The organism is Streptomyces sp. NWU339, assembly GCF_003143855.1.
Classification (GTDB): domain Bacteria; phylum Actinomycetota; class Actinomycetes; order Streptomycetales; family Streptomycetaceae; genus Streptomyces.
This window is the reverse complement of record NZ_QFRK01000040.1, coordinates 23,920-48,269: the sequence shown is the minus strand read 5'-3', so window position 1 is coordinate 48,269 and position 24,350 is coordinate 23,920. Positions and strand designations below refer to the sequence as shown.

General features: G+C 69.3%; 26 protein-coding genes. 4 read left to right on the top strand and 22 right to left on the bottom strand.

Annotation, left to right across the window (positions count from 1 at the left end):
• Positions 1 to 91 precede the first annotated feature (91 nt).
• Both DIZ27_RS32990 and xerC read right to left on the bottom strand, forming a co-directional pair.
• Positions 92 to 1,894, bottom strand: a complete 1,803-nt coding sequence (locus DIZ27_RS32990) for a sodium:proton antiporter (RefSeq protein ID WP_109382087.1) — start codon at positions 1,892 to 1,894, stop codon at positions 92 to 94.
• Between the two features lie 911 nt (positions 1,895 to 2,805).
• Positions 2,806 to 4,431 carry a tyrosine recombinase XerC gene (gene xerC / locus DIZ27_RS32985; protein ID WP_109382086.1) on the bottom strand — a complete coding sequence of 542 codons (1,626 nt, stop codon included), beginning with the start codon at positions 4,429 to 4,431 and terminating at the stop codon, positions 2,806 to 2,808.
• Between the two features lie 210 nt (positions 4,432 to 4,641).
• On the opposite strand from xerC, the gene DIZ27_RS32980 reads away from it, so the two are divergent.
• The gene (locus tag DIZ27_RS32980; protein WP_219933674.1) at positions 4,642 to 4,950 is read left to right on the top strand and encodes a helix-turn-helix domain-containing protein; all 309 of its coding nucleotides are present in this window, start codon (positions 4,642 to 4,644) and stop codon (positions 4,948 to 4,950) included.
• Between the two features lie 74 nt (positions 4,951 to 5,024).
• Here the strand turns inward: DIZ27_RS32980 and DIZ27_RS32975 are convergent, their stop codons facing one another.
• Positions 5,025 to 5,840, bottom strand: coding sequence for a phosphotransferase (locus DIZ27_RS32975; protein ID WP_181383799.1), 816 nt, complete (start codon positions 5,838 to 5,840; stop codon positions 5,025 to 5,027).
• A 72-nt stretch (positions 5,841 to 5,912) separates the two neighbouring features.
• On the opposite strand from DIZ27_RS32975, the gene DIZ27_RS46075 reads away from it, so the two are divergent.
• Positions 5,913 to 6,407, top strand: a complete 495-nt coding sequence (locus DIZ27_RS46075) for a GNAT family N-acetyltransferase (RefSeq protein WP_181383798.1) — start codon at positions 5,913 to 5,915, stop codon at positions 6,405 to 6,407.
• A 77-nt stretch (positions 6,408 to 6,484) separates the two neighbouring features.
• On the opposite strand, the gene DIZ27_RS46070 is transcribed toward DIZ27_RS46075, so the two are convergent.
• The 7 genes from DIZ27_RS46070 to DIZ27_RS32940 form a co-directional block, all read right to left on the bottom strand.
• Positions 6,485 to 6,640: a hypothetical protein gene (locus tag DIZ27_RS46070; RefSeq protein WP_181383805.1), complete on the bottom strand. Its 156-nt coding sequence runs from the start codon at positions 6,638 to 6,640 to the stop codon at positions 6,485 to 6,487.
• Positions 6,637 to 7,761 (bottom strand): radical SAM protein, encoded by a 1,125-nt coding sequence (locus DIZ27_RS32965; RefSeq protein ID WP_109382083.1) that lies wholly within the window; start codon positions 7,759 to 7,761, stop codon positions 6,637 to 6,639. Before DIZ27_RS32965 ends, DIZ27_RS46070 begins: the two co-directional genes overlap by 4 nt.
• 279 nt (positions 7,762 to 8,040) lie before the next feature.
• Positions 8,041 to 8,733, bottom strand: a complete 693-nt coding sequence (locus DIZ27_RS32960) for a hypothetical protein (RefSeq protein ID WP_109382082.1) — start codon at positions 8,731 to 8,733, stop codon at positions 8,041 to 8,043.
• Positions 8,730 to 9,128, bottom strand: coding sequence for a DUF6415 family natural product biosynthesis protein (locus DIZ27_RS32955; RefSeq protein ID WP_258308649.1), 399 nt, complete (start codon positions 9,126 to 9,128; stop codon positions 8,730 to 8,732). Before DIZ27_RS32955 ends, DIZ27_RS32960 begins: the two co-directional genes overlap by 4 nt.
• A complete protein-coding gene (locus tag DIZ27_RS32950) occupies positions 9,125 to 9,475 on the bottom strand; it encodes a hypothetical protein (protein ID WP_109382081.1) in 351 nt (116 codons plus the stop codon). The genes DIZ27_RS32955 and DIZ27_RS32950 overlap by 4 nt, the downstream gene beginning before the upstream one ends.
• Positions 9,465 to 10,025, bottom strand: a complete 561-nt coding sequence (locus DIZ27_RS32945) for a hypothetical protein (protein WP_258308648.1) — start codon at positions 10,023 to 10,025, stop codon at positions 9,465 to 9,467. The genes DIZ27_RS32950 and DIZ27_RS32945 overlap by 11 nt, the downstream gene beginning before the upstream one ends.
• Positions 10,026 to 10,224: 199 nt before the next feature.
• Positions 10,225 to 11,475: a helix-turn-helix transcriptional regulator gene (locus DIZ27_RS32940; protein WP_258308647.1), complete on the bottom strand. Its 1,251-nt coding sequence runs from the start codon at positions 11,473 to 11,475 to the stop codon at positions 10,225 to 10,227.
• A gap of 477 nt (positions 11,476 to 11,952) precedes the next feature.
• On the opposite strand from DIZ27_RS32940, the gene DIZ27_RS46065 reads away from it, so the two are divergent.
• Complete coding sequence (locus DIZ27_RS46065) at positions 11,953 to 12,129, top strand: hypothetical protein (RefSeq protein ID WP_181383797.1); 177 nt, start codon at positions 11,953 to 11,955, stop codon at positions 12,127 to 12,129.
• Positions 12,130 to 12,284: 155 nt separating this feature from the next.
• Here DIZ27_RS46065 and DIZ27_RS32930 read toward each other — a convergent pair whose 3' ends face one another.
• The 10 genes from DIZ27_RS32930 to DIZ27_RS32880 all read right to left on the bottom strand — a co-directional run bounded on the left by DIZ27_RS32930 (position 12,285) and on the right by DIZ27_RS32880 (position 23,084).
• A complete protein-coding gene (locus DIZ27_RS32930) occupies positions 12,285 to 12,680 on the bottom strand; it encodes a hypothetical protein (protein ID WP_146229036.1) in 396 nt (131 codons plus the stop codon).
• A gap of 67 nt (positions 12,681 to 12,747) precedes the next feature.
• Positions 12,748 to 13,068 (bottom strand): hypothetical protein, encoded by a 321-nt coding sequence (locus DIZ27_RS32925; protein ID WP_109382078.1) that lies wholly within the window; start codon positions 13,066 to 13,068, stop codon positions 12,748 to 12,750.
• Complete coding sequence (locus DIZ27_RS32920; RefSeq protein WP_109382077.1) at positions 13,065 to 13,358, bottom strand: hypothetical protein; 294 nt, start codon at positions 13,356 to 13,358, stop codon at positions 13,065 to 13,067. Before DIZ27_RS32920 ends, DIZ27_RS32925 begins: the two co-directional genes overlap by 4 nt.
• A gap of 4 nt (positions 13,359 to 13,362) precedes the next feature.
• Positions 13,363 to 14,448 carry an N-acetylmuramoyl-L-alanine amidase gene (locus DIZ27_RS32915; RefSeq protein WP_109382076.1) on the bottom strand — a complete coding sequence of 362 codons (1,086 nt, stop codon included), beginning with the start codon at positions 14,446 to 14,448 and terminating at the stop codon, positions 13,363 to 13,365.
• A complete protein-coding gene (locus DIZ27_RS32910; protein ID WP_109382075.1) occupies positions 14,448 to 14,801 on the bottom strand; it encodes a hypothetical protein in 354 nt (117 codons plus the stop codon). Before DIZ27_RS32910 ends, DIZ27_RS32915 begins: the two co-directional genes overlap by 1 nt.
• A 14-nt stretch (positions 14,802 to 14,815) precedes the next feature.
• Positions 14,816 to 15,685 (bottom strand): hypothetical protein, encoded by an 870-nt coding sequence (locus tag DIZ27_RS32905; RefSeq protein WP_109382074.1) that lies wholly within the window; start codon positions 15,683 to 15,685, stop codon positions 14,816 to 14,818.
• Positions 15,686 to 15,885: 200 nt separating this feature from the next.
• Complete coding sequence (locus DIZ27_RS32900) at positions 15,886 to 16,617, bottom strand: hypothetical protein (protein ID WP_109382099.1); 732 nt, start codon at positions 16,615 to 16,617, stop codon at positions 15,886 to 15,888.
• A gap of 501 nt (positions 16,618 to 17,118) precedes the next feature.
• A complete protein-coding gene (locus DIZ27_RS32890) occupies positions 17,119 to 18,801 on the bottom strand; it encodes a poly-gamma-glutamate hydrolase family protein (RefSeq protein ID WP_146229034.1) in 1,683 nt (560 codons plus the stop codon).
• 120 nt (positions 18,802 to 18,921) lie between these two features.
• Complete coding sequence (locus tag DIZ27_RS32885; protein ID WP_109382071.1) at positions 18,922 to 20,247, bottom strand: hypothetical protein; 1,326 nt, start codon at positions 20,245 to 20,247, stop codon at positions 18,922 to 18,924.
• A 2-nt stretch (positions 20,248 to 20,249) separates the two neighbouring features.
• Complete coding sequence (locus DIZ27_RS32880; RefSeq protein ID WP_258308646.1) at positions 20,250 to 23,084, bottom strand: hypothetical protein; 2,835 nt, start codon at positions 23,082 to 23,084, stop codon at positions 20,250 to 20,252.
• 156 nt (positions 23,085 to 23,240) lie between these two features.
• Here DIZ27_RS32880 and DIZ27_RS47655 point away from each other — a divergent pair, with 156 nt between their 5' ends.
• Entirely contained in the window at positions 23,241 to 23,603 is a 363-nt protein-coding gene (locus tag DIZ27_RS47655) for a hypothetical protein (protein ID WP_258308645.1), read from the top strand.
• Here the strand turns inward: DIZ27_RS47655 and DIZ27_RS32875 are convergent.
• Together DIZ27_RS32875 and DIZ27_RS32870 are read right to left on the bottom strand one after the other, a co-directional pair.
• Positions 23,581 to 23,799: a hypothetical protein gene (locus DIZ27_RS32875; protein ID WP_109382069.1), complete on the bottom strand. Its 219-nt coding sequence runs from the start codon at positions 23,797 to 23,799 to the stop codon at positions 23,581 to 23,583. The two genes, DIZ27_RS47655 and DIZ27_RS32875, sit on opposite strands and share 23 nt — an antisense overlap.
• A gap of 5 nt (positions 23,800 to 23,804) precedes the next feature.
• On the bottom strand, positions 23,805 to 24,344 hold the full coding sequence (locus tag DIZ27_RS32870) for a hypothetical protein (protein WP_109382068.1): 540 nt from the start codon (positions 24,342 to 24,344) through the stop codon (positions 23,805 to 23,807).
• Positions 24,345 to 24,350 lie beyond the last annotated feature (6 nt).

The window sequence follows — 24,350 nt, the reverse complement described above, 5'->3', positions numbered from 1 at the left end:
GTCCACTATCCGGCACTCCGGTCGCGCCTGTCACGCCGAAGCGGTCGGCGCCCGCCCGCCCACAGCCCGGCCGCGGCGGCCTGCACTCGCCTCATCCGGAGACGGGTCCGGGAGGCTCCTGAGGGGTAGCGGGGTGATCCGGTACGAATCCGATCATGATTGCGACGTCACCGGGCTGCGGTGTGGGTGTGCCACCGTCGTCGGCGGGCACCAGTCGGCCCCCGGGACGCACCAGGAGCAGCATGTCGTGCTGGTGCGGGACCGTGCCGTCGAAAGGCCGCGCCACGATACGGGCCCCCCGTGCGTACCGCTGGGAGACGGCGAGACGGGTGAGTTCCGGAGCGAGCAGGGTCTCACCACTGCCATAAGGGGCGACGACTCCGTACTCGCGACTGCGCGGTCCGAGGCGGTAGACCGGAACCTCTCCGCCGCGGCGCAGCACCGTTGCCGCCAAGGCGTTGAAATCGTCTTCGTCCGTGAGGAGCAGCACCGAGGTGATGCCCTCGAGCCGGGCGCCGCGTCCGGTGGCCGCTGCCAGCAGCTCTCCGGGGGCCAGTTCCAGTCCTGCTTCCCGGATACGCCCGCGCTGTTCCTCGGAGCTCGCCCACATCAGCACCTCCAGTCCCGCCGAGCGCAGTGCGCGCCCGAGATCGACCGCCCACGGATCACCGCCGACCAGCAGGGGCCGGGCGCGGGTGGAGCGGGTGACACCCAGGCGCCGGGCCACGGGTGCCGCAGTCAGGCCGTAGAGCGTCACGGTCGCGGCGATCACCAAGAACGCGGCCGGAAGGATCTTCGAAGCCCCGTCGACACCAGCCGCGACGAGACCGACGGAGAAGGTCGACGCGTTGGCCGCGGCCACGATGCCGCGCGGGGCCATCCACGCGAGGAAGCCGCGCTCGCCGCGTGTGAGGCCCGTGCCGAGCGTGGCCGACCACACCGCGAGCGGACGCGTGAGCAGGACGAGGACCGCGACGATGCCGAGTGTCGGAAGGACCACACCGCTCAGGGAGTCCGGGGTGACCGTGGAGGAGATGGAGACGAACAGCAACCCGATGACCAGCTGGACCAGCGTCTCGAGGAAGGGACGGCGCTCGGGCAGGTCGAAGCCGGGCAGGTAGGTCACCGCGAGGCCCATGAGGATGGCGGCGATGAGCCCGGTGTCGTCACGGGCCATGTCGCAGGCCGCGGCCACCGCGATCACCGTGGCCAGCTGTCCGGTGGCGGCGAGCACCTCACCGGGCCGGAGCTCGACCAGCAGCAGCCACAGCAGCGCCGTGCCCACCACGGCTCCCGCCAGACCGACCCCGACGCTGACCGCGAAGTGCACCGCCCCACTGCCGAAGTGCCTGTTGTGGCTGTGCTCCAGGACGGCGGCGAAGACGAGGGCCCCCAGAATGGCCCCCACCGGGTCCACCAGGGAGCCCTCCCAGGCGAGGATCCGCTGGAGCCGGTCGGTCGGCCGGACGAAGGCGAGCAGCGGCCCGACGACCGTCGGCCCGGAGACCACGAGGATCGCCCCGAGCATCACCGCCGCGTCGGCGGACATCCCCAGCAACGGCCCGGCGAGCAGCGCGACGGTCACCCCTGACAGGATCACGCCGGCCACGATCAGCCTGACCACGGTGCGGCGCGTTCGCCCCCGGAGCTTGCGCGGGTCGAGCCCGAGCCCGGCCTCGTACAGGATCACCGCCACGGCAAGCGACACCAGAGGCTCGAAGGCCGCACCCAGCAGCCGGTCGGGGTGGATGTCGTCGGTCAGGGCGCCCGCGACGAAACCCGCCGGGAGCAGGATGATCAGCGCCGGAACCCGCACACGTGCGGCAACCACCTGGGAGCCGACCGCGAGTACGAACGTCAGGCCCACGCCGAAGAGGATCTCGTCAGTCGTCACCGCTCGCCCTTCTCCCCACCTCCCACCACCGCTGTCGCCACCGTCCGCGTCCCATGGTCACCCAGCGAGGAGCCACCCGCCTCCCCTGCACTCCCACGCCGTGTCACCGGCTCTTCCGCGCACCGATGAGGGCCGTAGGGCAGGTCGAACATCCGCAGCGCTTCCAGGGAGCGGACCGGCACCGCCACCGGCGCGCGGGCTTCACCGGTCGCGCAGCACCGTCATCCGCCAGGTCCGTATCCGCGCTTCGCCGACGGGAACGGTGACGGCGACATCGCCGGCGCCCACCCCCGCCTGACATCCACCGAAGCGAGGAACTCGGCCTGCCGGAGTGCGAGTGCGGGGCACTGCGGTGGAGCTCCAGCACCGACGTGCTGTCCCGGGGACCGCGATCGCGACAGCGTGACGCAGCGAAGGGGCGGAGAGCAGCCCCTCTCGGTCCCTTCCCCATACCGATGTCCTCGCAGTGCCCTCGCACTGCGGCTCTTGCGCGATACGTTCGGCCCGCCGCGGCTCGCACCAGCTGTGCCTCTACCGCGTCCGTACAGGTCAAACGGGCATCAGCCGATGCAAGGACTGAGTGGAGGTGACGCTCCGCCACCTCGAAAGGAACGTTTCCGCAAGCCAAGGGCCTGCTTTGGTGGGGCGGGTGGGACTCGAACCCACGGCCGACGGATTATGAGACTGCCGTCGGGCCACCGCCGCTCGTGACGCCTAATGACGCCCGGTGCCGCACACTGCCGAACAGTGCAGGTCAGCGGCCCTATCGGCACCCCCGCCGCGCCCCGCTCATGATGCCTCGTGACGCGGAATGTCGGCGCGTTACGGGGCGTTCGGGCGAGCATCGGGCGAGCAGAAGGCCCCCCTCACCTGCGGTGATAGGGGCCTCAACGTGCGCTCACCCAACGAGCCTACGCAGCTTCGTCGGCGTCGTCTTCCCTCTCCTGGGCGTCCTCGACCGGCTCGGTGGGGACGTTCTCCGGGCTGCGCCGGGCCCGCGGGACCAGGCTCGCGGCTCTCTCCGCGATGCCCCGGTCGACGTCCTCAAGTAGCTCCGTATAGGTGTCCGAGGTGAGCTGAATGGTCGTATGCCGGAGCACCTTCTTCACCGCGTGGATGTCGCCGCCGCCTGCGTGCACGAGCGTCGCCGCGAGGTGGCGCAGGTCCCGGAGGTTGATCGGCGGCAGCCCGGCCCGCTTGGAGATCCGGCGGAACTCGTCGCTGACCTGCTCCGGGTGCAGCCACGAGCCGTCAACCTCGGTGAACACCTTCCCTGTGTCCACCCAGTCCGCGACGTCCTTGCCCTTCGCGCGCTCGGCGGCCGCGTGCCGGTTCCACTCGTCCCGCTCGGCGAGCTGCCGCTTCCGGTGCTCACGCAGAACGGCGACATTCAGCGAGTCGAGCGCGATCGTCGACTGAGACTCCTCCGTCTTCGGGTCGTCCTCGAAGACCTCCCAGTTGTCGACCACAAGGTTCTTCGACGGCGTGATGAGCCCGGCGTCCAGGTCGATGTACGACCACTCCTGCCCGACGCCCTCACCGCGGCGCAGGCCTCGGAACGCGATCAGGTGAAAGAAGGCGTACAGGCGCGACGACTCGGCCTCGTCGAGGAACTCGCCGAGCTGGGCGGGCGTCCACACCATGACCGGGCTCGGCTTCTCACCGGTCCGCTCCCAGCGTTCGACGTGCTGCGCGGTCCACAGCTTCGCCTTCGGCCGTTTGCCTGATTCCAGCTCGACCCACTCGGCAGCGTTGAACGTGATCAGCTGCTTACGGATCGCGGAATTCAGCGCGGCCCGGAGCGTCGCCCGGATCCTCTGCTTCGTCGCCGGCCCCGTGATGTGCCGATACGGCGGCATCGCCTTGAGCTTCTCCCGCTCGACGGCCAGGCGCGCCGAGACGTCGGCCGGCGGCTTGCCGGGCTTCCCCCACTTACAGCGGGCTTCCTGCTCGCGGCGCTGCTGGTTCTCTGCCCGGATCACCTCGTTCTGCTCGTCGATCCCGTCGAAGAATGCCTGCACGTGCCCGATGTTCAGCCGGTCGAGCCGGTAGCGCCCCAGGCCCGGCCGCAGGTGCACGCGGATGTGGGACGCGTACCCGCTCGTCGTGCGCCGCTTCGTCTTCTTCGCCTCGACCCACGCATCCAGCCACTCCCCGACCGTCATGTCACTGTCGAGCGCGACGCCGCCCACGAGCCGCCGCTTCACCTCGGCCGCGTCGGGGATCTCGGCACGCTCCCGCATCACCTTCGCCAGCAGGTCACTCACCTGGTGGCCGTAGTGCTCGTCGTCGCCGACGAGGTCCAGGACGGCGCGGAGCTTGTCCATGTCCGACTGCGCGTCACCCACCATCGCGTACCCGGTACGCCGGAACGTCCGCCGCGTCCCGTCCTCGGCGGGCGGGAGCTCCTGCCGGAGCTGGTAGGCGCCGTGGTTGCGTTTCTTCAACTGCGGGCACTTCTGCCCGAGTCGGACGCCGTCCTCCCCCCGGCACTCGCACCGCTTCGTTATTCCGCCGGCTCGTCGCGCCCCGGCCATGTCCCCTCCTCTGCCGGCCCGGCGGCGACTGCTGCTGCTGCCGGACCGAGTGCGTCCACACAGGCAGGCGTGCGAGCGGAATCCGCCGCGCAGCCTCACCGGATAGCTGACCGTAACGGCCGTGTTGTGCAGTGACAACTAATGCCGTACCGTGCGCACCTAGATGCGCAGTGCGCGCAGTAGCGCGCAGTAAATGAACGGGAGAACGCAGTGACGCAACACGCCACCGACGCTCAGGCCCTCACGACGGCCGACCTGTTCGCCCTCCCGCCGACCACCGACGTCGAGACCGCGGCCCGCGCCCTCGGCATCGGCCGGACCCTGGCCTACCAGCTCGTCCGCACAGACAAGTTCCCGTGCGAGGTCATCAGGACTGGGCGCTCATACCGCGTCGTGACCGCCGACCTTCGACGCGTCCTCGACCTCGACGCGTCCGGGGCAGTGAAAAACTCCCGCCGCCTGGGCCGTCTGCACGCGCTTCACCGCACGGCGAACCGGCGGACCGCCCCGTCGCTGTAGCCGGAGAACCGGCCGTGTCCCGTCCTGCTCCTCGCCCTCGGTGAAGCCCTCCCTCCCCGGTGGCCGACTACCACCTAGTTGCTCTCGCTTGCAGTCGCCGCAGCCCACGCAGCTGCCGCATCCCGCAGGTGGAGCGCCCACGACACATCGCTCGTCTCGACGATGTCCTCCCACATGGCCGCGGCCATGACGGCGTACGCGTGGCGTGCCGCAGGAGCAGCGGCCTGGTAGGCGGGCACCCTCGCCGCCCAGGCGTGGGCGGCGGCGGGAGTGTGGCCGAAGGCCACGAGCCAGATACCCCAGGCAGCAGCGTCGAGCCACGGAGCGCCGAGGGTGGCCCATCCCCAGTCGACAAGGCGAGCCGTCCCGTCCTCCGTGACGAGGACGTTCCCCGGATTCAGGTCCGTGTGGAGCAGCGCGTCGCCGGCTACGTGCCGTAGCTGCGCTGCGGTGCCGTAGGCGGCCAGGCGCTGCTCCGCGCGGCGCAGCTCGACGTCCTCGGGGACGCGGAGCCGGGTAACCGCCCGGAGCAGCCCGACGACGGCGGTCAGGTCCGCGGAACCGGGCCAGTAGTCGGCGTGCCGGGCGTTGTCGATGTGGTCGAAGGCGACGAGGTGCCAGCCGTCCGTACGGATCTGCCAGCGCGCTCGAGGGCCCAGGCCTTGCAGGTGGCGACTGATTCGGAACTCCCGGCGCTGTGTCGCGACCCGCCCGGGTGAGGCGTCCGGCAAGCCCTTGACGAACAGGGTCCCGGCTACGGTGTCGAGGCGTACGGACAAGGGGCTGTTGTGCCCTGTGGTGGTGGGGCGCATCGCAAGCACCAGGCCCGTACGTCGCGCCACAGCGTCGCGTACCGGGAGCGGCATGTTCGCCAAAGTGAGAGTGCCCATGTCTCGTTCCTGCCTTTCGGGCTCCGTAGGCTCTGCTGTGTCGCACGAGCCTGGAGCGTTTCCTTGTACTGCATGCGTCCCGCTACTGAGAACGACCGCGACGCCATCGAGCGCCTGGTTGCCGACCGGTTCGCATGGATGGCCGCCCGTGGTCATGCCCCGTGGCCTCAAGATGCCGAGGAGATCGCCGCCAAGGCCGGCCGTGCCCCCATGTGGTGTCTCCTCGACGGTGACCGCCTATGCGGTGTCACGATCCTCGTTGACCGGCTCGGCACTGCGGCCTGGACCGAAGCCGAGCGCCAGGAGCCGAGTCTCCTGCTGGTCTCCACAGTCACCGACTCCACACGAGCCGGACAGCGGCTCGGCGCGCGTATCGCGTCGTGGACGGTCGACCATGCAGCCCGACAGGGGGCACGGTGGGTCAGGCGCGTCACTACAGAACCCCGCCTGGCGGCGTACTACCAGGAACAGGGCTTTGCCCTGGTACGCGAGCGCGCGTTCCAGGGACGTCCGCTCTATGCCCTTCAACGGCCCGCGGAACTCCGCCCGGATCCCCTCGGAAACTGAGTGGGCCGGGGGCCCGCCGAAGCGGCGGACCCCCGGGACTACTGGGCAGTGCCGCATGGCCTACGCGGCGGGCCTGCCTAGTAGGGGTTGTCGTCACCGGCGTTGCAGGAGCACTTCTCGCTCTCGACGATCGTCTCCAGGTCGCCGATGAGAATGATCGCGTTGTCCTTCAGCGGAGCGATCTCGACGGGAACGGGCCCGTTCGTGGGCCGTTCGATGATGCTGGCGGTCATGCGGTTACCTCCTGCGGTGCGTGTTGGCAGTACATCTGGAGTGGTGCCTTCGCCTCCTGGTAGAGCTTGGCGAGCGGCCTGCATACCCGGCAGGAGCCGGACAGGGCGCAGCCGGAGCAGCCACCGGTGCGAAGCATGAGGCGATCCGCGATCCGGCCAAGGCGGGTGAGCCCTTCGACGCCCTCGGCAACGAGGTCGATCTGCTCATCCCGGCCGACCTTGCAGATCGAGATGCGGCCGTGCGGATCGGAGTGGAAGAAGGTGTGTCCTGCGTGGCAGCCGCCAAACGGCTTACGCTCGCGCAGGTGCTCCTTCGACTGGGCTGGCAGCGATTCGGCGCCGCCGTAGATCGTCGGGGACATGTTCGAGAACACGTGATACGGCAGGCCCCACTGCTCAGCCATGCCGATCATCTGCTGCTCCTCGTGGGCGCAGCTCTCCGTGATGATCAGGTTGAGGGACAGCGTGAGCCCCGCGGCGAGCGCGGCCTCGACACCACGCTGGAACTTACGGAAGGACCCCCGGCGCTTGGTCAGCCCGTCGAAGGACTCCTCCGAGGCGCCATACACGCTGACGGTAACCCGGTAGGGGCGGCGCTCGGTGAGCAGTGCGATGTTCTCCGGCTTCCACATCACCGAGGCGTTCGTGCTGACCGACAGCATCATGCCCAGGTCGTAGGCGTACCGATAGGTCTCCGCCCACAGGCGGTCGATCATCGGTTCGCCGCCCGTCATCTGGAGCCAGACAACACCGGCGTCCCGCATCGCGGTCAGCAGCTTCTCGCGGTCCTGCCAGTCCAAGCCCTCGAACCGCTTCTGCGCCAGGTAGCAGTGGGCGCAGTCGAAGTTACACCCGAGGTTGAGCTCGTACGAAGCACGGCAGTAGCCGTAGGGCGACTCGTCGCGGACGAGGACCGTACTGACCATAGCCCGTCCAGCGATGTCGAGGTCCCACGACTGCCGGACCGTGTCAGCGAGCCACTGCGGGACGTCTCCGGAGCAACTCGCGGTGTCGCGCAGCTCCACGTACAGAGGTGCCGGAATCGTGGCACCGCTTTGCTCTCCTGGCCGTAGAAGCAGGTGTTTGTCCAGGAACGGGGCTACCAGGACCTCGTAAGCCATCGTGGAATCCTCCAAGTGTTCCGTGCCGATAGGTGTTGGGGACACTCGTACGGTCAGCCCAGGGCAGAGCTGGAACCGGCGGGGCGGGGGAAGATTTCGACCTGGCCCCGCCGGGGTCTACAAGAGGCGACCAACGATCCGCCGGACCGTCGGCATGAACCGCTCGGCTCATGCCGACGGCCTGGGGCTGCCTCCGGAGGCAAGTCGCCGTCAGCCATCCCGGAAACTGATGGCACGACACAGCCGCTCTCGTCGGCGTCCGGGCCACCGAGCCGCGGCTCACGCGGCGGCCGCCAGCTTGGCGAGGACCTCGTCCAGGCCGAGCACGCGGAACGACGACAGCCGCCGTACGAGCTGCGAGGCCAGCAGCAACGGGGCCCGCGGATCCCCGAACGGCACCGGCTCGGCCGGCCTAGAGACGACCTCAACGTCCCCGTGCCCGCCGAAGACGAAGTCGTAGACGCTGCCCATCGCCCCGTACAACGGAGCGCCGCCGGCGAGGAACACCATCGGGTTCTCTTCCATGTGCGGGCAGAGCTTCGCCGCCGTGCGAATGTGCCGCGCGCACACCGGCGGCTGGTTCGTCAGGATGGACGGCTGCGTCGGATCCTCGTCCTTCGGCCCGGCGAGGAAGACGAACCCGAGCGGCGTCCGCGCCGGCCGCGTGCAGATCTGACACCGGCCGGCGAGCATCGTCACCATCTGCCGGTAGGGGTGCATGAGCTTCCATTCCGGCTCGCCCGTCGGCATGCCGTGCTTGCCCATGCTGAAGCTGCACCGCGCCCACAGGATGCCGCGCACCGGCCGGTCCCTGAAGCTCTCGTCGACGTAGAACAGTCGCGGGCCCTTGCCGTTCTGCTGGCGAAGGATCGTGAGGTCGGCCGGTGCTGCCTCCTCCCCCTTGCGCTGGGTGATGAACGGGACCACTCCACGGTCGCTCGAGGCATGCACGGTACGGGGAAACTCGATCACGCAAACTCCTCCAGGCACCGCAGGGCGCCCAAACGTTCCAACAACTCGTTAAGGGCCCACGCCATCCGGCGCAGGTGCCCGACGGCCCGGTGGTGGTCGCCCGGCAGGTCCTCGGCTCGCACCTCGCGCGCCCGCTCGATCAGCACGGCGGCCTGCTCGTCCTCGCCCGCCTCACTCGCGACGGCGATCGCGACGAGCCGCATCAGGTGACCGCGCAGCCGCTCGGCGAGTTCCTCGACGTCGTCCTCGGCCGGTACCACGTCGTCCAGCACCGCGCCGACGTCATCGAGTAAGGCACCGCCGTCCAGCGGGGTCCAGGCCCGTACAGCTTCGAGGAGAGCCGTCAGCGTCGCCTCATCGGCAGGCGCCCACTGCCGGACGGTCAGCGCGCTCACCGGGCGGCTCCCTGCTCGATCTCGCCCGCGAGTTCGAGCAGGTTCAGCAGCGACCGCGTGACGACGCCGAGATCGTGCAGCCGCGCCGACAAGTCCCACGCCGGCGCGCGCTCGTCGCGGACCTCGTCGACGTTGCGTAACACGACGAGCGCCGTGTCCTTCATCTCGCCCTGTATTCGCGGCGCGCACGCCGCCAGCACCGGCCCGAGCAGCCGCGCGTGCCCCTCGATCCGCTCGACGAGGAGCCGCGTCTCGTCGCGACTCGACACCGGCGGCTCCCACAGGGCGCGCTGACAGTCCTTCCGGATCGTCTCGATGTCGAGCGGAGCCGTCTCACTACCGCCCACGGCGCGCCTCCTCGAGCACCATCCGATGCCGGGCGTACGCGACGAGCTGCGAGACGGCGTCCGGCCCGCACAGGGCGCCCGGCCCGTCCATCGGCACGCACCAGTAGGAGAAGCTCCAGCCGTCGTTCGTGAACTCCGGCCGCGGCACCCCGAGGTAGGTCCCATGGCCGAGGCACTCGGCGCCGGGATACCGCCGGTCCTGCCACTCGCGGCGCTTGGGCGTGCTCGTCGGTACGAGCGCGTAATAGTGGCGCGAGTGCTGGTCGACGAAGACCGGACCGCCGTACAGGGCCTCGGCCAGGAACGCGTTCACCGTCTTCGGTTCGTCCGAGTCGGCCGCCGCGTGAATCAGTTCAGTCTGGATACGGACGGCGGCGAAGAGCGCACCGCACCGCAGTAAGGCGACCCCGGACACATCCCAGTCACCGCGAACACGCTCGTAGTCCGTCGCGGAGAGCATGAGCCAGGACCGGACAGCTGCTTCTCTGGTCTGCCGCGCGTGCACGAGCACAGCGCCGGACTTCTGGTCCCGCTCGCCGGTCCCGGTCACTGCACGACCTCCGGGCGGGGCGATAAGCCGCTGCGGCCGGGGGCCTCGCCTATCACGTCCCCGCCGCGTGGGGGACCCGTGCGGGGCTGTCGTACGGCTGTCGTCATCCTCACGCCTCCACGAACACGGTGATCCGTCTCACACCAGTGACCGTAGAAGGCCGTACACGGCAGAAGGGGCAGGAATCCTGCCCCATGCCTTACGCCGCCAGCAAGCCCAGTTTCACCGCCAGTTCGGACGCGCGTCGACGCCGGTCCGGCTGCTTCGCCTCAGTCTCCTCCAGCACGATCCGCCGCGCGTAGCCGTTGTACTTGATCGTCTCGGAAGCGGCCTCGTGTGCCTTGTCCAGCGTGGCCAGAGCCACGTCCGGCTGCCCGTCGAGCTGGTAGCCGCGGGCTTCCTCGATCCTGTGCCGGGCCCGTCGGGGCCTGGACTTGATGACGGTCTTGTCCGCGCGTGCCGCCTGCCTGACGGACTCGCCGCCCTGGTGCAGCTCGACCGCGACCGTGACGGCGTGAGCGCCCATGATGGACCGCGAGAAACTGGTGACCGGGTGGTAGTAGTCGGCCGGCAGCTTCTTTGCTGTCTTCTCCGCCTTGTCCCACCAGCCCCAAGCCGAGCCCGCCTCACCTCGGCGCGCTGCCGTGTACCCGGCTTCGAACTGCAACGCCCCGGCGATCGCCAGTACCTCGTCCGCCGCGTCCGGGAGCTGGGGTTCGAGGTAGCGCAGTGCCTCCATCGTGACGTCGTCGGCGGCGTCGAAGTGCGCGGGCCCGCTGTCGCGATGAGCCTGTGCGGCGAGCCACGCAGCGACGCCGATGACGTGCGGGTCCTCCGATTCCTGGGCGGCGACCATGCCTCGCTCGGCCACCCGCCAGAGCAGGGCGGCGTCTGGCTGGTAGGCCACGAAGAACTGCGACAGCGAGTAGACCTCGGAGAGGATGGCCTGCGCCGCGCGCCGGTCGACTGCGCTGTCGGCCTGCCTGACGGCGAGTTGCGCGTCACGGATCAGGCCGGGCAGCAACTCCCCAACGACCTCCCGATGGTTCGGTGCCTCATGGCGGGCAGTCCAAGCCCGGTCCAGGCGGTGCCGCAGGTGCAGCGTGGTCGGCGCCTCCCGGTCCACGGGGAACGGGAACGCATCCACGGCGGCCTTCACCGCGGCGAGCCTCGGGTGACCGGGGCCAATGAACAGTTCGACGTGCAGGGACTGATCGCCGGTGAGGTCGGCGAGGTCACGGACACGCAGCAGCTCGGCAATGCGAAGAATCATGGGCAACTTCGGGGGTTGGATCTGGCCGCTCTCGACTTGCTTCACCCAGGACGGGCTTTTATCGAGGAGGCCGGCGAGGACGGGGCGGCTCATGCCCCGGCGTTGGCGGTAGATCTGCATCCGCTGACCGAATGCGAGCGGGTTCGTGTACGGGTCCGGGGTAATATCAGATGGCACGGTCTCGCCCCTCTCCTACAGCTTCGACACTGTCAGGGTATGGGGCGAGACCTTTTTCGTGGGCTGACCGGTGAAGATCCCCTCTCCCGGGCATCGCAGAAGTGGCCTTCACTGCCCGAGGATTGATGCACCGACGGCTCGGCGCCTTCGAACACCACGGCGTAACAACGCAAGTTGAGAGGGAGCCGCTCAGCTCCCGGGCTTCACGCTGGTGCCCCACTTCTGTTGCAGGTCGGCTCGGCAGTACGAGCACAGCGGATTCCCGCCCCTGCCGTAACGGTGGGTCCTCCGCTGGCACGTCGCACACATGCCGACCTGCTCACCGGAGCACGTCGCGACCGACGGGTCGTCTTCCGAAACGGGAGGGTGAAGGCTAGTCATGATCATTCCGTCCTGTTACGCATTCGCGTCCTCGAACGGAGAATAGAACGGACCCAGCCGACCGGCGATGTCAGACGCTCGCCCTACCTTGGCGGCATGCCCTCGCTACTCCCGCCCTGCGGTCTGCCCTGCCTGTCCGCAGACGCGGTCAACGACGCGATGCGTCGGCTGATGCGAGACGAGCCCGACACCCCCGAGCGCCGCGAGACGTACCGCCGGCTCCTCGAGCGGTGGTGCGCCCTGACCCGCGGCGACGTCGAGCCGGCCGCCTGAACGGCCACGCCCCCGCCTGAGCAGCTCAGCGGGGGCGCAAGGTCATCCGAAAGCCGTAGCCAGCAACCGTACGGATAGGACACGAGCACAGTAGCGCCGGGCGCGGACAATGGCCGTCGCCAGGGGGCGCCGGCCACGACCGGCCCGCGCGGTCGTCAGCGGCCGGGGTGCGCCTGGTCGAAGTGCTCGGCGATCGTTATCTCGACGCGCGCCCGGAACACTGCTGCGCGATTCTCCGCCTGCGCCGTGAGCGCCTCGTCCGCCTTCTCCGGGTCGAGCGGCATGACGAGCGGCGCGATCGCAGCCTCGCGCGCCGGGTTTTCGTCGTGGTACCAGCCGCAGCCGAGCACGCACGCGAACCGCATCGTGCCGCCGAGCGGATGGTCCAGCATCGACCAGCCGTACGGGTACGACGGCACAGGAATCGTCGTCAGCTCCGGGAGCGTCGCAGCGGCAGCACGGCGAGCCGCAGTGAGCTCCTCGAACACCTCGCGCGGCGACCGCTTCGGCAACCGGGCCATCAGCTCGTCGAGGTCGTCGTGTGCGTCCATGCGGGCCAGCATGGCAGAGCCCCGCCCCCGGAGCGGAGGAGGGCGGGGCTCGGTCCCAAGGACGCCGTCAGCGCACGAACATGGCGACGACGGCCGTCACCGCACCCGCGACGCCGGTCGCCGCACCGATAGCTGGCAGCGGCCACCGCCGGGCCTCCGCCCCCGCGATCCGCGCCTCGTTGCGCTTCTGCCGCTCGGTCTCCCCGAGCTCCAGCGCGCGAATCCGCGCTTCGTGGTCAGACAGGTCGCTCTTGACCTCTCGCATCTCTTCGAGGAACCGGTCGAGCTTGCCGTCGATCTGGTCCACCTTCCGCCCGAGCCGCTGGACCTCGGCATACATCTGCGCCGGCGGAATGTACACGCCGGGGTCCGGCGGCTGCGCGGTCATGACCTGCTCTGGCGCAGCAGCTCGGCGACGTCGTCCGTCGACTTGTACCGCGGCGGCTGCGCGTAGCCGAGGAGCGCACCGACGGCGCCCTTCAGCCAGACCGGGCCGCCGAACTTCTCAGCCGCCCGTTCGACGAGCCGGAACACGAGGTAGTAGACGCCCGCGACAGCGAACGCCACACCGGTCTGCGCGACGTCCGACTCGAGGGAGAACCCGAGCCCGGTGAGAGCGACGAGAATCCAGCCGGCGACGAGCGGCACAACCGTGCGCAGCAGGGAGGGCAGCAGCATGGGGTTACTCCTTCCAGACGAGCGCGGTCAGGACCGCACTCTCAACGGTGATCGGTTCGGCGGCCTGGTTCAGCAGCCGCACGCGCATGCCCCGGTCGGCCGCGACGCGCTTCGTCAGCGGCACCACACCGAACGTTCCGCCGGCCGTGCCGATCAGCTCGTCTATCGGGTGATCGGCCTTGTGCTCCTTGTCGGCGTACTCGGACATGCGCACCTGGACGACGCCGCCGACCGGCAGCTTGGACAGGCGCAGGCTGACCGTGCCGGTGAACTTGGCGGCGCCCCGCACGAATACGCTGCCGTTCGCCGCGTGGTCGCCGGCCGTGTCGCTCCACTCGGTCGTGAACTCGACCGAGTCCCAGACGCCGGGCTTGAGCGTGAACGGCTTCGCGACGCCGAGGTTCACGTAATCGGGCATGTCGTCCTCCATATCGGTGGGGTTCCAGCTCGCCGGATGCGCCAGGCGCTCGTCGATGTCGGCACGGAAACGGCCCATCGTGAACGTGAACCGGCCGCGCTGGCCGTACCCCTCGACCGGCCCCTTCGGATCGACCTTGCCCTCGACGCTCGTCTCCAAATGACCGGCGACCGACCCGGCCGACCAGCCGTGATGACGGCAGATCGCCGCGTTGAAACGGACCCACGTGTCGTACTGCTCACGCGTATACGGGTCCTTGCCGTCGCCGAGGTTCTCCGTCTCAATCCCATACAGGCAGTCGTTGCCATCGACGGTGCCCGAAGCCTTCGACGGCGCGGGGAACTTCCGCTCGGCGACGAGCGCTTCGTAGACGTTCCGCGCGACCGGCCCCGCGTGGTTGGCGCGGCCGTCCGCAACGAGCGTCAGCACACCCGTCTTGGCCAGGTACGCGTGAGCAAGGGGCGGCGGCAGGCCCGGCACCCCGTTGACGGCGACCACCGCAAGCGCGTTATGCCCGGCCGTGTGATGGTTCAAAATGCCGTTGACGGGCCCGAACACCTTGCCCGTGGCCGCGTCACGGCCGCGCGTCGTCCAGCCCGGATACTCGACGAACCGCACGCCCTCGGCGCGCAGCGCCTTACGCAACTGGTCCGGGGTCATCGGCGGCGCCATCAGGCGGCCCCCTCGTTCGGCACGTCGACCTCCGGCTCAGGCTCAGGCTCAGGCGGCGTGTAGCCCGCCAGACGCTGCGCGACAGCGTCCGGTAGCCCCGCTGCGATCAGCGCCTCATAGTCCGTCTTCGCCTGCTGCTGCTCCTGCTGCCTGATCTGTTCCGCGTGCTCCTCGATCGCCTGCTGCAGCAGCACCATCTCAGCGTTGTACTCGTCCTCAGTGATGAACGTCCCACCGGCCGGAGGCGCCGGCTCGGCGTCCGAGTCTGCGTCCGAGTCGATAACGAGCTTGCTCAGTGACCCGTCGTCGTACCGGATGTAGTAGACGGCCTGACTGGTGATCGGCTTACCCATGACCCCTGCGCCCCTTACTGCGAGATCAGATGGAAGCGGATATTGCTGAAGATCTGGTGGTAGGTCGCCCCGTTGGATCCGCGTGCCATCGTCACGTCGTAGCACCACTCCAGCGTTCCGCCCGGTCCGACGGTGGCCCGTTGCAGCTTCGAGAACGTCAGGTGCGCAGAGTCCATCCGCGTCGAACCGGTGTTCTTTACCCGCCACATCTCGTCGCTGCCCTGTCCTGCCGCAGCCTCAGCCCCGGCCGGCAGGATGAAGAACACGTCGGTTTCCTGCGTTATCACCACCAGCGCGGTCCGGCACGGATCCGGGTTGGTGATGCTCGCGCAGAAAGTAGCTACCGGAGTGTCGTCAGGGAACGGCACCGCCAAGTTCGGGAACGTCCGCGGCTCATAGTTCGACTGGAACGCGGTCCGGGTCCGCGGCTCCGCCTTCAACTGGCCCGTGGCAGGGTCGCAATACACGTCGCTGCCCGCGGTACCAACCGGGCACGCGTAGAGCCACGCGCCGGTGTTGGCCGCGACCGGTGCCGAGGCGGAGCCGTCGCCGACGATGCCGCATCCGACGTTGACGGTCGCCGCGCCGGTCGGGACGAAGAGGCCGTCGTCGTCGATGGTCAGGTTGTTGCCCGGCGTCGTCGAGATGTCCGCGCCGATCACGCCGGTCGCCGGGTCGTAGTCGACGCCCGGCCCGGCCGAGATGCAGGTTCGCACCTCGGCGCAATTCGTCTCCGCGCCGATCACACCGGTCGCCGGGTCATAGTCGACGTTCGGGCCCGCCGACAGACAGGCCCGCACCTCGGCACAGTCCGTTCCCGTGCCGATCACTCCGGTCGACGGGTCGTAGTCAATGCCCGGCCCGGCCGCCAGACAGGTCCGCACCTCGGCACAGTTCGTTACCGCACTGACGACGTACGGATTCGCGTTGCTTCCCCCACCGTCGACCGTCGTATTCGGGCCGGCGATGACAACGCAGTTGCAGCTTCCTCCGCCGCACTGACACCTGGCCAAAACGCCCGCCTTTCAGGAAGCGTTCGTGGCCCGGCCCAGAACCAGCGGCACCGCAATTCTATGAGGAGTGTTCACCCGAACAGGTAGACCACCACAAGCCCGTCCCCGCCCGGGGTGCCCTGCACCGATTCGCCGTACGACAGAGCCCCACCGGCCCCAGCACCACGCCCTCGAGGGACGCCCCCCACCCCCTCAGTCCCGCGTGGGTAACCGCCATGACCGAGCCGGGATTCGCCGCCGGCACCGGCCAGCGCCTCCCGGGCGCTCAGCCGGATCGCCCCACCGCCCGGGCCGCCACCCGCAATCAGCCCGCCACTAGCATCGGTCGACGACGCCGACGCGCCAGGAGTGCCCGAGACGGCATTGGGAGTCGTGCCGGACGACATGGCCGCACTGCCACCATCCCCACCAGGAGCCACAACGAGGCCGCCGAAACTGCTGGATCCGCCGGCCCCGCCGGAACTGGCAGTGCCACCAGCGATACCGCCAGCACCCACCACAATCGTCTCAGTGGCACCCAACGTAGCCACGCCGATATGCGAAGAAGAGAACCCGCCACCAGCGCCGCCAGCACGAGCGATGCACTCGCCGTTAGCTGCGTTCGCCCCGGCGCTGCCACCACCGGCGCCCTGCACCTCCACGAACACGCGGGCCAGCCACGGATACGAGGCTTTCGTGAACTGATGTGTGCCCGGGTCCCGGTAAATGATCCGTTGCCTGAACCCCTGGATGCCGGGCTTCAGCGTCAGCTCCCCATCGGTGTTGACGTTGAAGTACCAGTTATCGACACACACCCTGGCCACCGGGATCACCCTTTGCCGACTCAGTGCCGGGCCGCCCGGCGCGGGAATGCTGCTAGGAATCCAGTCTAGGCAAGGCGAACAGGTGAACGAGGACGCCTGAACCGGCCGGGCTCTCCGGGCTGGTACGCCACACGCGGGCCGTGACCTGCTCGGACGTGACAGTTTCCAGAACCACGGTGGCCGTGCCCTCGTCGCAGGGGTCGACAGGGGAAGCCACCACGACCGGCGGCGCGGGAAACGGAGCCGAGAAGCGCCATACAGCCCGGCCGCTGTCGTCGGTGGACGCCACATGACCAACCGGCGCCTGCCCCGCCGGACCAGGCGGACCGGGCGGACCGGGCGGACCGGGCGGACCAGATGCCCCCGCCGGACCGGCCGGGCCCGGTGCACCAGCCCGGCCGACGCCGCTCGTCGTCGACCGGGCACGCCGCTCCAAGTCCCGCAGCATCCCGCCCAACGGGTTACCAGGCACCCGCCTACCGGGACTGCCCCGCATCGCCATCAGCCCGCCTCCGCCCCGGACGCAGCCACCTGCACCTGCACCCGCTCCTGAACCACCGCACCGTCCCCACCCGAACCCATGCGCACCGTCACACCAACGATCTTGAGCCGCTGTGTGATGTCGCGGCACGTCGTCACCGTGGAGATGTCCAAAGACCAGCCGGGCACCAGGCTCGCCACATCGATATTCGCCTCCGGCGCAATGGTCACTTCCCGCGTATCGATGAACACCGGCACAGGAAGCGACGACCGCAGCAGCGCGCGGGCCGCCGAATGGGCCGACGCCTGCGTCTTAATGGACGTCTGCTCGACGTAGCGTTCCAGCAGCCCGTAATACGCATCGGACCCGCCCGCATCCCCGACCAGCTCGCCGTCCTGGCCGGCCGCCACGATCCACCGGGTCCCGAGCGCCGCACCGTCCTCGGCGACGACAAGCCCCTCGGGCAGGTCCGCATCAATCAACTGACCGACACTCTGCGACCACCCATCGGGCAGAATGATGATCTGGCTTCCGACCACCGTGAAGTCGATACCCGTTTCGGCAAGGTCCTTCAAATGGTCGAGGCTCTGGCCGATGTTGCGGCGGTACTCCCGGCCTCCTCTCACCCCTGCCTCGCCGACGACGTTCACCGAGTGCCCCGGATCGTCAGGCTCGAAGGCATCCCGGATCAGCCAGGAAGCAATGTCTGTGAGGTCCGAGTCGTTGAACACGAGTCCCTGGTGAGGGACCCTCCGGGCCAGCCACGCGGAGATATCAGCCGCGAAGACGTCCACCTGCCCGGCCGACCACTCCACCGACAGGATGGGCCCGCCCCACACGAACACGCCGTTCCGGTAGATGTACAGCTGATGACGCCAGGACCGTACCTGACCCATCTGTTGGCAGCAGTCCTCATCCGGCATCACAGTGACCTGCGCCGTGCTGGTGTCATTGAGCAGCCGGCTCCATTCGACATCCGTCAGCACAGACGCCTCAGCAACAATCGCGCCGTCCCGGTCCACGACGCGCGCCGAATACTCGGCATCGCAGTCGTCCGCACGCGCCCCGGCGCTCAGGAAGCCGAAATAGCTGACGACGACTTGCCGAATCGCCGCCACGTAGGCGTAGAAGGCGGGGGTGCGGGCCCCGCTGTCACGGCTGGCCCGCCCGGAGTTCCCGTTCGGGAAGAACGAGTCGCGCAGCGGGCGGGACATCTCGATCTGCACGCCCGCGAGGATCTTGTTTTCATTGACGATGTTGTTGGGGTTGGTGCCGCTGATCTCCTGCGGGGCGTCGATCACGGCGAAGCCAGCCGCGATCAGCGCGGCCTTGACCTTGTCTCTCAAATCGGTGTCGAGGCCACCGATGGCAGTGACCGGCGTTCCATCACCGGTGTAGCCGTGAAACGAGAGCGTCCGGGTTGACGCGGCGACGATCCCCTCAGCGATCGGCTCATCAAAGTTCGTGCTGGTGACGTGCAGCCGCGAGTTCCCCGAGCGCAGGAGGCCCGCGAACTCGTAATGGTTCATGAGGCCGGCGGCGACCACACGCGACACCTCACCCGAACCGGGCTCGATACCGCCGCCGTGAATGGCGATGCTGGCCCAACTGGTAGCCGTCGAAGGTATCTGCCGCCGCTCGTACGCGACGCCCTCTTCCTCGGCGGCCGCCAGCTCCGCGTACGACCCATAGACATCAGGCACTGCCCGGACTCCTGACAACAGACATCGCCCGGCCCAGAACCAGCGGCTGCCATCAGACTACGGCCGCCGCTGGACTGCCCCTCTCCGCACCGCAACGCGCCCCCAGTGGCCGCCTGCTGCTCAGTAACCCCGGCCCGACACGGCGAGAGAGACCGTCGCATTCTCGGCCGGAGGATTGCTCACGTCCGTAGTGATGCACAGGCAGTACGAGGCGCAGTCCAGCGTCTTGAAGGAAGGCGGCGCACCGTTGGCGCCGGAAACGTCGCGGCTCGACTCACACCCGCCGCCGCACTCAACAACCGCCCGGCCCACCTGGCCGTCGATCGTGAGAGCGCCACCGGCGGGCACGTACTGCACGCTGTAAACGCTGTGCGGGCTGCACCGGTTGAGGTCCGCTATCTCGTCGCACGTCAGCAGGTCTTGCGCGCTCGTCTTCTCGTACAGCGTGATCGTGACGTTCCGGAGGTCGGACACCCCCGCATGGACCGTGATCATGGGAGCGCTCACCGACCACTGAGGCAGGTGGGACAGGTCGATGTCGTAGCAGGCCCGTTCGGTTGCCAGGGGCAGGCAGAAACAGGTGTCCAGCGCGGTCGGCCCTGGTGGCGCGGGCGGCACGCACCGAGGGTTCGTGCACTGCGCCTCTGGGTCGAGACACTCGGCGTACTGGCACGCGCCGGCGCACCCCGGGGCGGTGCTGCCTGTCAGGCACCACGTCACGCACGTGTCGCTGTCGTCGACCGGCGGGGCAACGGCCAGCAGGGGGGCGGAATCAGTCCACGCCCACGGGCTCGCCGCCACCAGCACGAACTCCACGCTGACGATGTCCGCGCCCGACTGGCACCGGCCCTCGGCGCACGACCCGCTACCACTGCGCCCGGTGACTGTCGGCCCGTCCACCAGGGCCACGCGACGGAACGTGCGCCGGTGCCGCGCATTGAACTCCTCCGACGTCATCTCCTCGCCTGGGCAGCAGTTGTACATCGTGACGCAGTCCCCACCGCACGACGAGCCCCCGCACCCCTGCAACGCCTCGCCAAGCCAGTGCAGCCCGTACTCGACAGCGCAGCACGTAGCGCCGAGGAGAATGCCGGTCACGGTGATCGTGCGCGGCAGCGCCCGCGCCGGCCCGATCGCGCCACCACCGATCACGGCGTTCGTCACGGTACGGCGCACCGGGGAGTCGTCCACGCCGTCGATGGACAGCGCCATGAACCCCGCGAAGGCGGCAGACTCGGGCACATCGGGATCCCACCACGGGGCCGGGCTGTCCGGATCGTCCGGCGTCGTATACGGCAGATGGTCCAGCACGTCCGCAGTCAGGCTGTCGCACGCGCAGATCTCCGCACCGGAGTCCAAGGGCGATCCGACGGTGCCGAGGTAGGCCCGCAGCCTGGCGTGGTTGACCACCTCGACGCCACCGACAGCCATGTAGTCGTTAAGCAACTTCAGACCCCTCCCAAGGACATCACGAGACGGTGCAGCACGCGCTTGGCAGTCATCTCGGGATCGCCGTGCGTCGTCATGTTGAACACGGGCGCGACAGTCAGGCTCTTGCCGCCGTCTCCCTGGGCAGGCTTGGACGCCCCGATGATGCCCATCAGCCCGGACTCCTCGACGAGCTCCGCCGCGCGCCGCGGCCGGGTCAACGGGATGACGACCTCGGGGCCCGCCTCACCGATCAGGGCGCGTGTCGGCCCGAAGACCATGCCCCCGTCGGCGAACGGCAGGTACTTCTTGACCGCGGACGGGAGGCCGGACTTGATGCTCGACATGATCCGCCCGCCGATGTTGCCGAGCGCGCTGACGATCTTTCCGGGCAGTCCCGAGAACAGGCTCACGATGTCGGTGATCAGCGACGCGACGGCGCTCATGGCGGAGGTGCCTGCGTTACGGAAGACGCCGGCGAGGCGGGCGACGATCCCGCCGACAGCGGTCGCGATCCGGCCAGGCAGTCCGGTGAAGAACGTCACGACGGACGTTCCGAAGGTCGCCGCTGCGGCGAGCGCGCTCGAGCCGGCCGAGCGGAACAGCGTGGCGAGCTGGCCCGGTAGCGCGGCGACCGCGGATCCGATCCGGCCCGGCAGTTGCGAGAAGAACGTGGCTGCCGACGAGAGGAACGAGCTGATGGCCACCGTCGCCGAGGTGAACGCCGAGCGGAAGGTGTTCAGCAGTGTGGAGCTGAGTGAGACGAGCGCCGCCGCGATCCGGCCGGGCAGCTCGGTGAACATGAACACCACGGCGGCCATCGCGGTGAGCAGCGCGATACCGATGGCGGCGACCGACTGGACGAAGAGGTCGACGAGCAGCCCCGGCAGTGCGGCCAGCGCGGCGAGGATCATCTGTGGCAGCGCGACGAAGAAGGCGATCACCGCTTGGAAGCCGGTCGTCACCCACGTGACCAGGTCCGTTGCGAGCGTCGTGAAGAAGTCGCCGATCGCGGAGCCGAGCAACGACAGCCCGGCCATGATCATCGACGGCAGATTCGTGATGAAGGTGACGGCGCTGGTCAGTCCGCCGATCAGCCCGGACAGGACGGAGACGACACCCTCGATCAGGGGCACGACGGCCTGGAGGATCACCCACGAGCCGAAGCCGACGGCGATCTGTAGGACCGGGGCCATGAGCTGCACGAGCATGGTGACGAGCGGCGCGATCGCGGCGACGAGGTCCACGACCGGCTGCACCAGCGGCAGCAGGGCGTTCACCAGCGCGAGGACGGCTTCGATGATCGGCGGGAGGACAGGCAGCAGCGCGGAAACGAACGCCTGCACGAGTGGCGCGATCGCGGCGACGACCTGCGCGGCGGCCCCGGCAAGGCTGGCGAGCACGGGGGCGAGTCCGGCGAACAGCTCGGCGAGCGCCTGGCCGACACCGGCCGCAAGCGGCGTGAGAGCGGCGACGAGCTCCAGGAACGCGCCCGCGATGATCGGCAGGACCGGCAGCAGCGCGTCAGCGAGCGTCGAAACCAGCGGCTCGAACAACTGCACGAGCATCGAGATGGTGGGGGCGAGGACCGACGCCAGGACGGCGACGATCTCCCCGGCGAGCGGCAGCAGCGGGGCGAGCGCGGTGACGACTTGGCCTACCGCAGCACCTACTGGCCCGAGGCTCGGGCCGATCGCGCCGAGACCTTCGGCGAGCGCCGTCGCCAGGGTCTGCAAGCTCGGCACGATCGCGGCGACCGCCGGCCCGAGGCTGTTGATCAGCGAGACGAGAGCCGGCCCGAGCGCGGTGAAGATGGGCGTCAGGGCGGGCGCGATCTGGCCGACCTGGGTGACCAGCGCGGCAAGGATCGGACCGAGCTGCGCGGCGACCTGCGCGACCGCACCGAAGAGGTTCCTGATCGCCTCCCCGCCCTGCGCGCTGTTCACGAACTCGCGCATCTGGCCGGTGATCCGCTCGAGGTTGGCCAGCATCCCGCCGCCGGACGCGCCCGCAGCGGAGAAGACCCCGGAGAGGATGCCGCCGATGTTCGACGCGATCGCACCGAGCTGCCGGAAGACCTCGACCGCGCCACGTACCTTGTCGACGGCCGCACCGGACGCGGCGAGCGTCGACAGCCACGTCCCGATCTGCGCGCCGCTCTGCGCGATCTGCGCGCCGACCTGCGACCCGAACGCCTGCAGAACGGCCGCCGCGATGTCGAGGAAGCCCTTCGCGAGCGGCGCGACAACGACTTGCAGCCCCGACGCCGCAGCCGTCGTGCCCTGGATGATCGCGCGGAGCGGCGCAACAGCCTGCTGCGACGCAGCGAACCGAAGCCCCTCCGCTGCGGCCTTCCCGAACTCCCCCGACAACTTCGCCAGTTCGGAGCGGAGCGGCAGCAGGTTGCGGATCGCCGCGCCGACGTCGCCGGCGAACTGCCGGAAAAACGCCTGCTGGATCGACTGCTGCACCTTGTGCAGCTCCGGCGCGAGGTCGCGGACGGCCCGCACAGCCTTCTGCGCGGCCGGAGCGAGGCTCTCCAGCGCCTCCTGAAACGCCTCGGCGTCGTCGCCGAGCGCAGCCGACAGGGCGTCACCGACGCCCATGACGGCGAGCTTCAGCGTGCTCATCGACACCTGCACCGCGGCGACGGCCGCCGGTACCGCGGCGAGGATCCCGGCCGCCGGTGCGAGCGCAGCAACGAAACCAGCCACGCTCTGGGTTGCTGCCGCGGCGGCAACCCCGATCGCCCCGAACTTCAGCAGCCCGCCGAGCATCGAGCCGACACGGCCCGCGACACCCGCAAGCCCGGCGAGCGCCCGCTGAAACCGGTCGGTGTCCGGCTCGACGTTCACCGTGACGTCGGGCGGCCGCTGCCTGCGGATCCGGGAGTCGAAGCCGTCGAGGTCCGGGACGACCCGGACCGAGACCTCTTCACCGGCGAGCGCGGCCCGCAGCCGCGTCATGAACGCGTCGAGGTCCGGGGCGACCGGGATGTTCAGCGAGCCGATGTGGCTCAGCCCGGCGAGGAGTTGCGCGTCGAAGCGCCGCAGGTCGGGCTTGACCTGGACGGTGACAGCACCCGCAGCGCGCAGGCTGCGCTGGATGTTCCGCTGGATCTGCCGCCCGACGTCACGCGTCGCGCGGTCGAGAGCGCGCCGGATCCGCAGGCCAAGGTCACGCGCCTCGCCGACAACGCCGCTGTCGTCGAGCTCGATCGTGATCCGGGCGGACCCGTAATCCTCGCTGTCGCCGGCCGGGGTGGACACCGGGCACCCTCACGAGATCGTGTGGTGCCCGGCCCAAAACCAGACGGCGAACGGCAGCGGTACAGCTGCCGTGATCTTCCGATTATCCGCTACGCCCGCGCGTGAGCTGGGCGTCTTCCTGCGCGACGGCAGACATCATGGCCTTCACCTGGTCCAGGCTCATCCCGGTTGCGGCCGGCCGGGACTTGCTCGTGTCCCGGCGAGCGCCACGGGGCGGCGCGTACAGCTTGGCCCGGTTCCGCTCGCGGGCGGCGTCGTCCTCGGCCGCCATGTCCATCGCCGCCTCGGCGGCGTTCAGCATCCGTTTCAGCGGCCACGAGCGCGGGTCGATGCCTTGGAGGGCGAGACTGCCGTCCCACGCGTCCCAGCTTTCCGCGATGCTGTCGCAGATGCGGAGGACGACATAGTAGGGCGGCTCCCACCGCCCCCGAACAGCTCGACGACCCACTCGAGGAGTTCGACGAGAACACGCGTCGGCAGCCGGAGCCCGTCGACGACGCGGGCGCCGGGACGCTGCGCCGCGTACTCCTCGGCCTCCTCCAAGTTCTGGAACGACTTCAGCGTCTTGCCGTCCTTGACGACGTCGAGACGGGTGATGAGTTCCGCGCTCTCGGGGAGCATCTGCCGGGCGAGGAACTGGCGCAGTGCGCGCATGGCGTGCCGGATGACGCTGGGGTCCAGTTCGGCGAGGTTCTCCAGGTCGATGCCCTTCTCCTTCTGCGCGTCGCGCAGGTCGGCGTAGGCGTCCATGAACTCGTCGCCGAACACCTCGGGCTCGAAGAGCAGTTCGGTTTCGCCGACCTCGGCGACGTGAGGCTCTGTGTGGAGGGCGAAGGATTTACGCACGGCTGA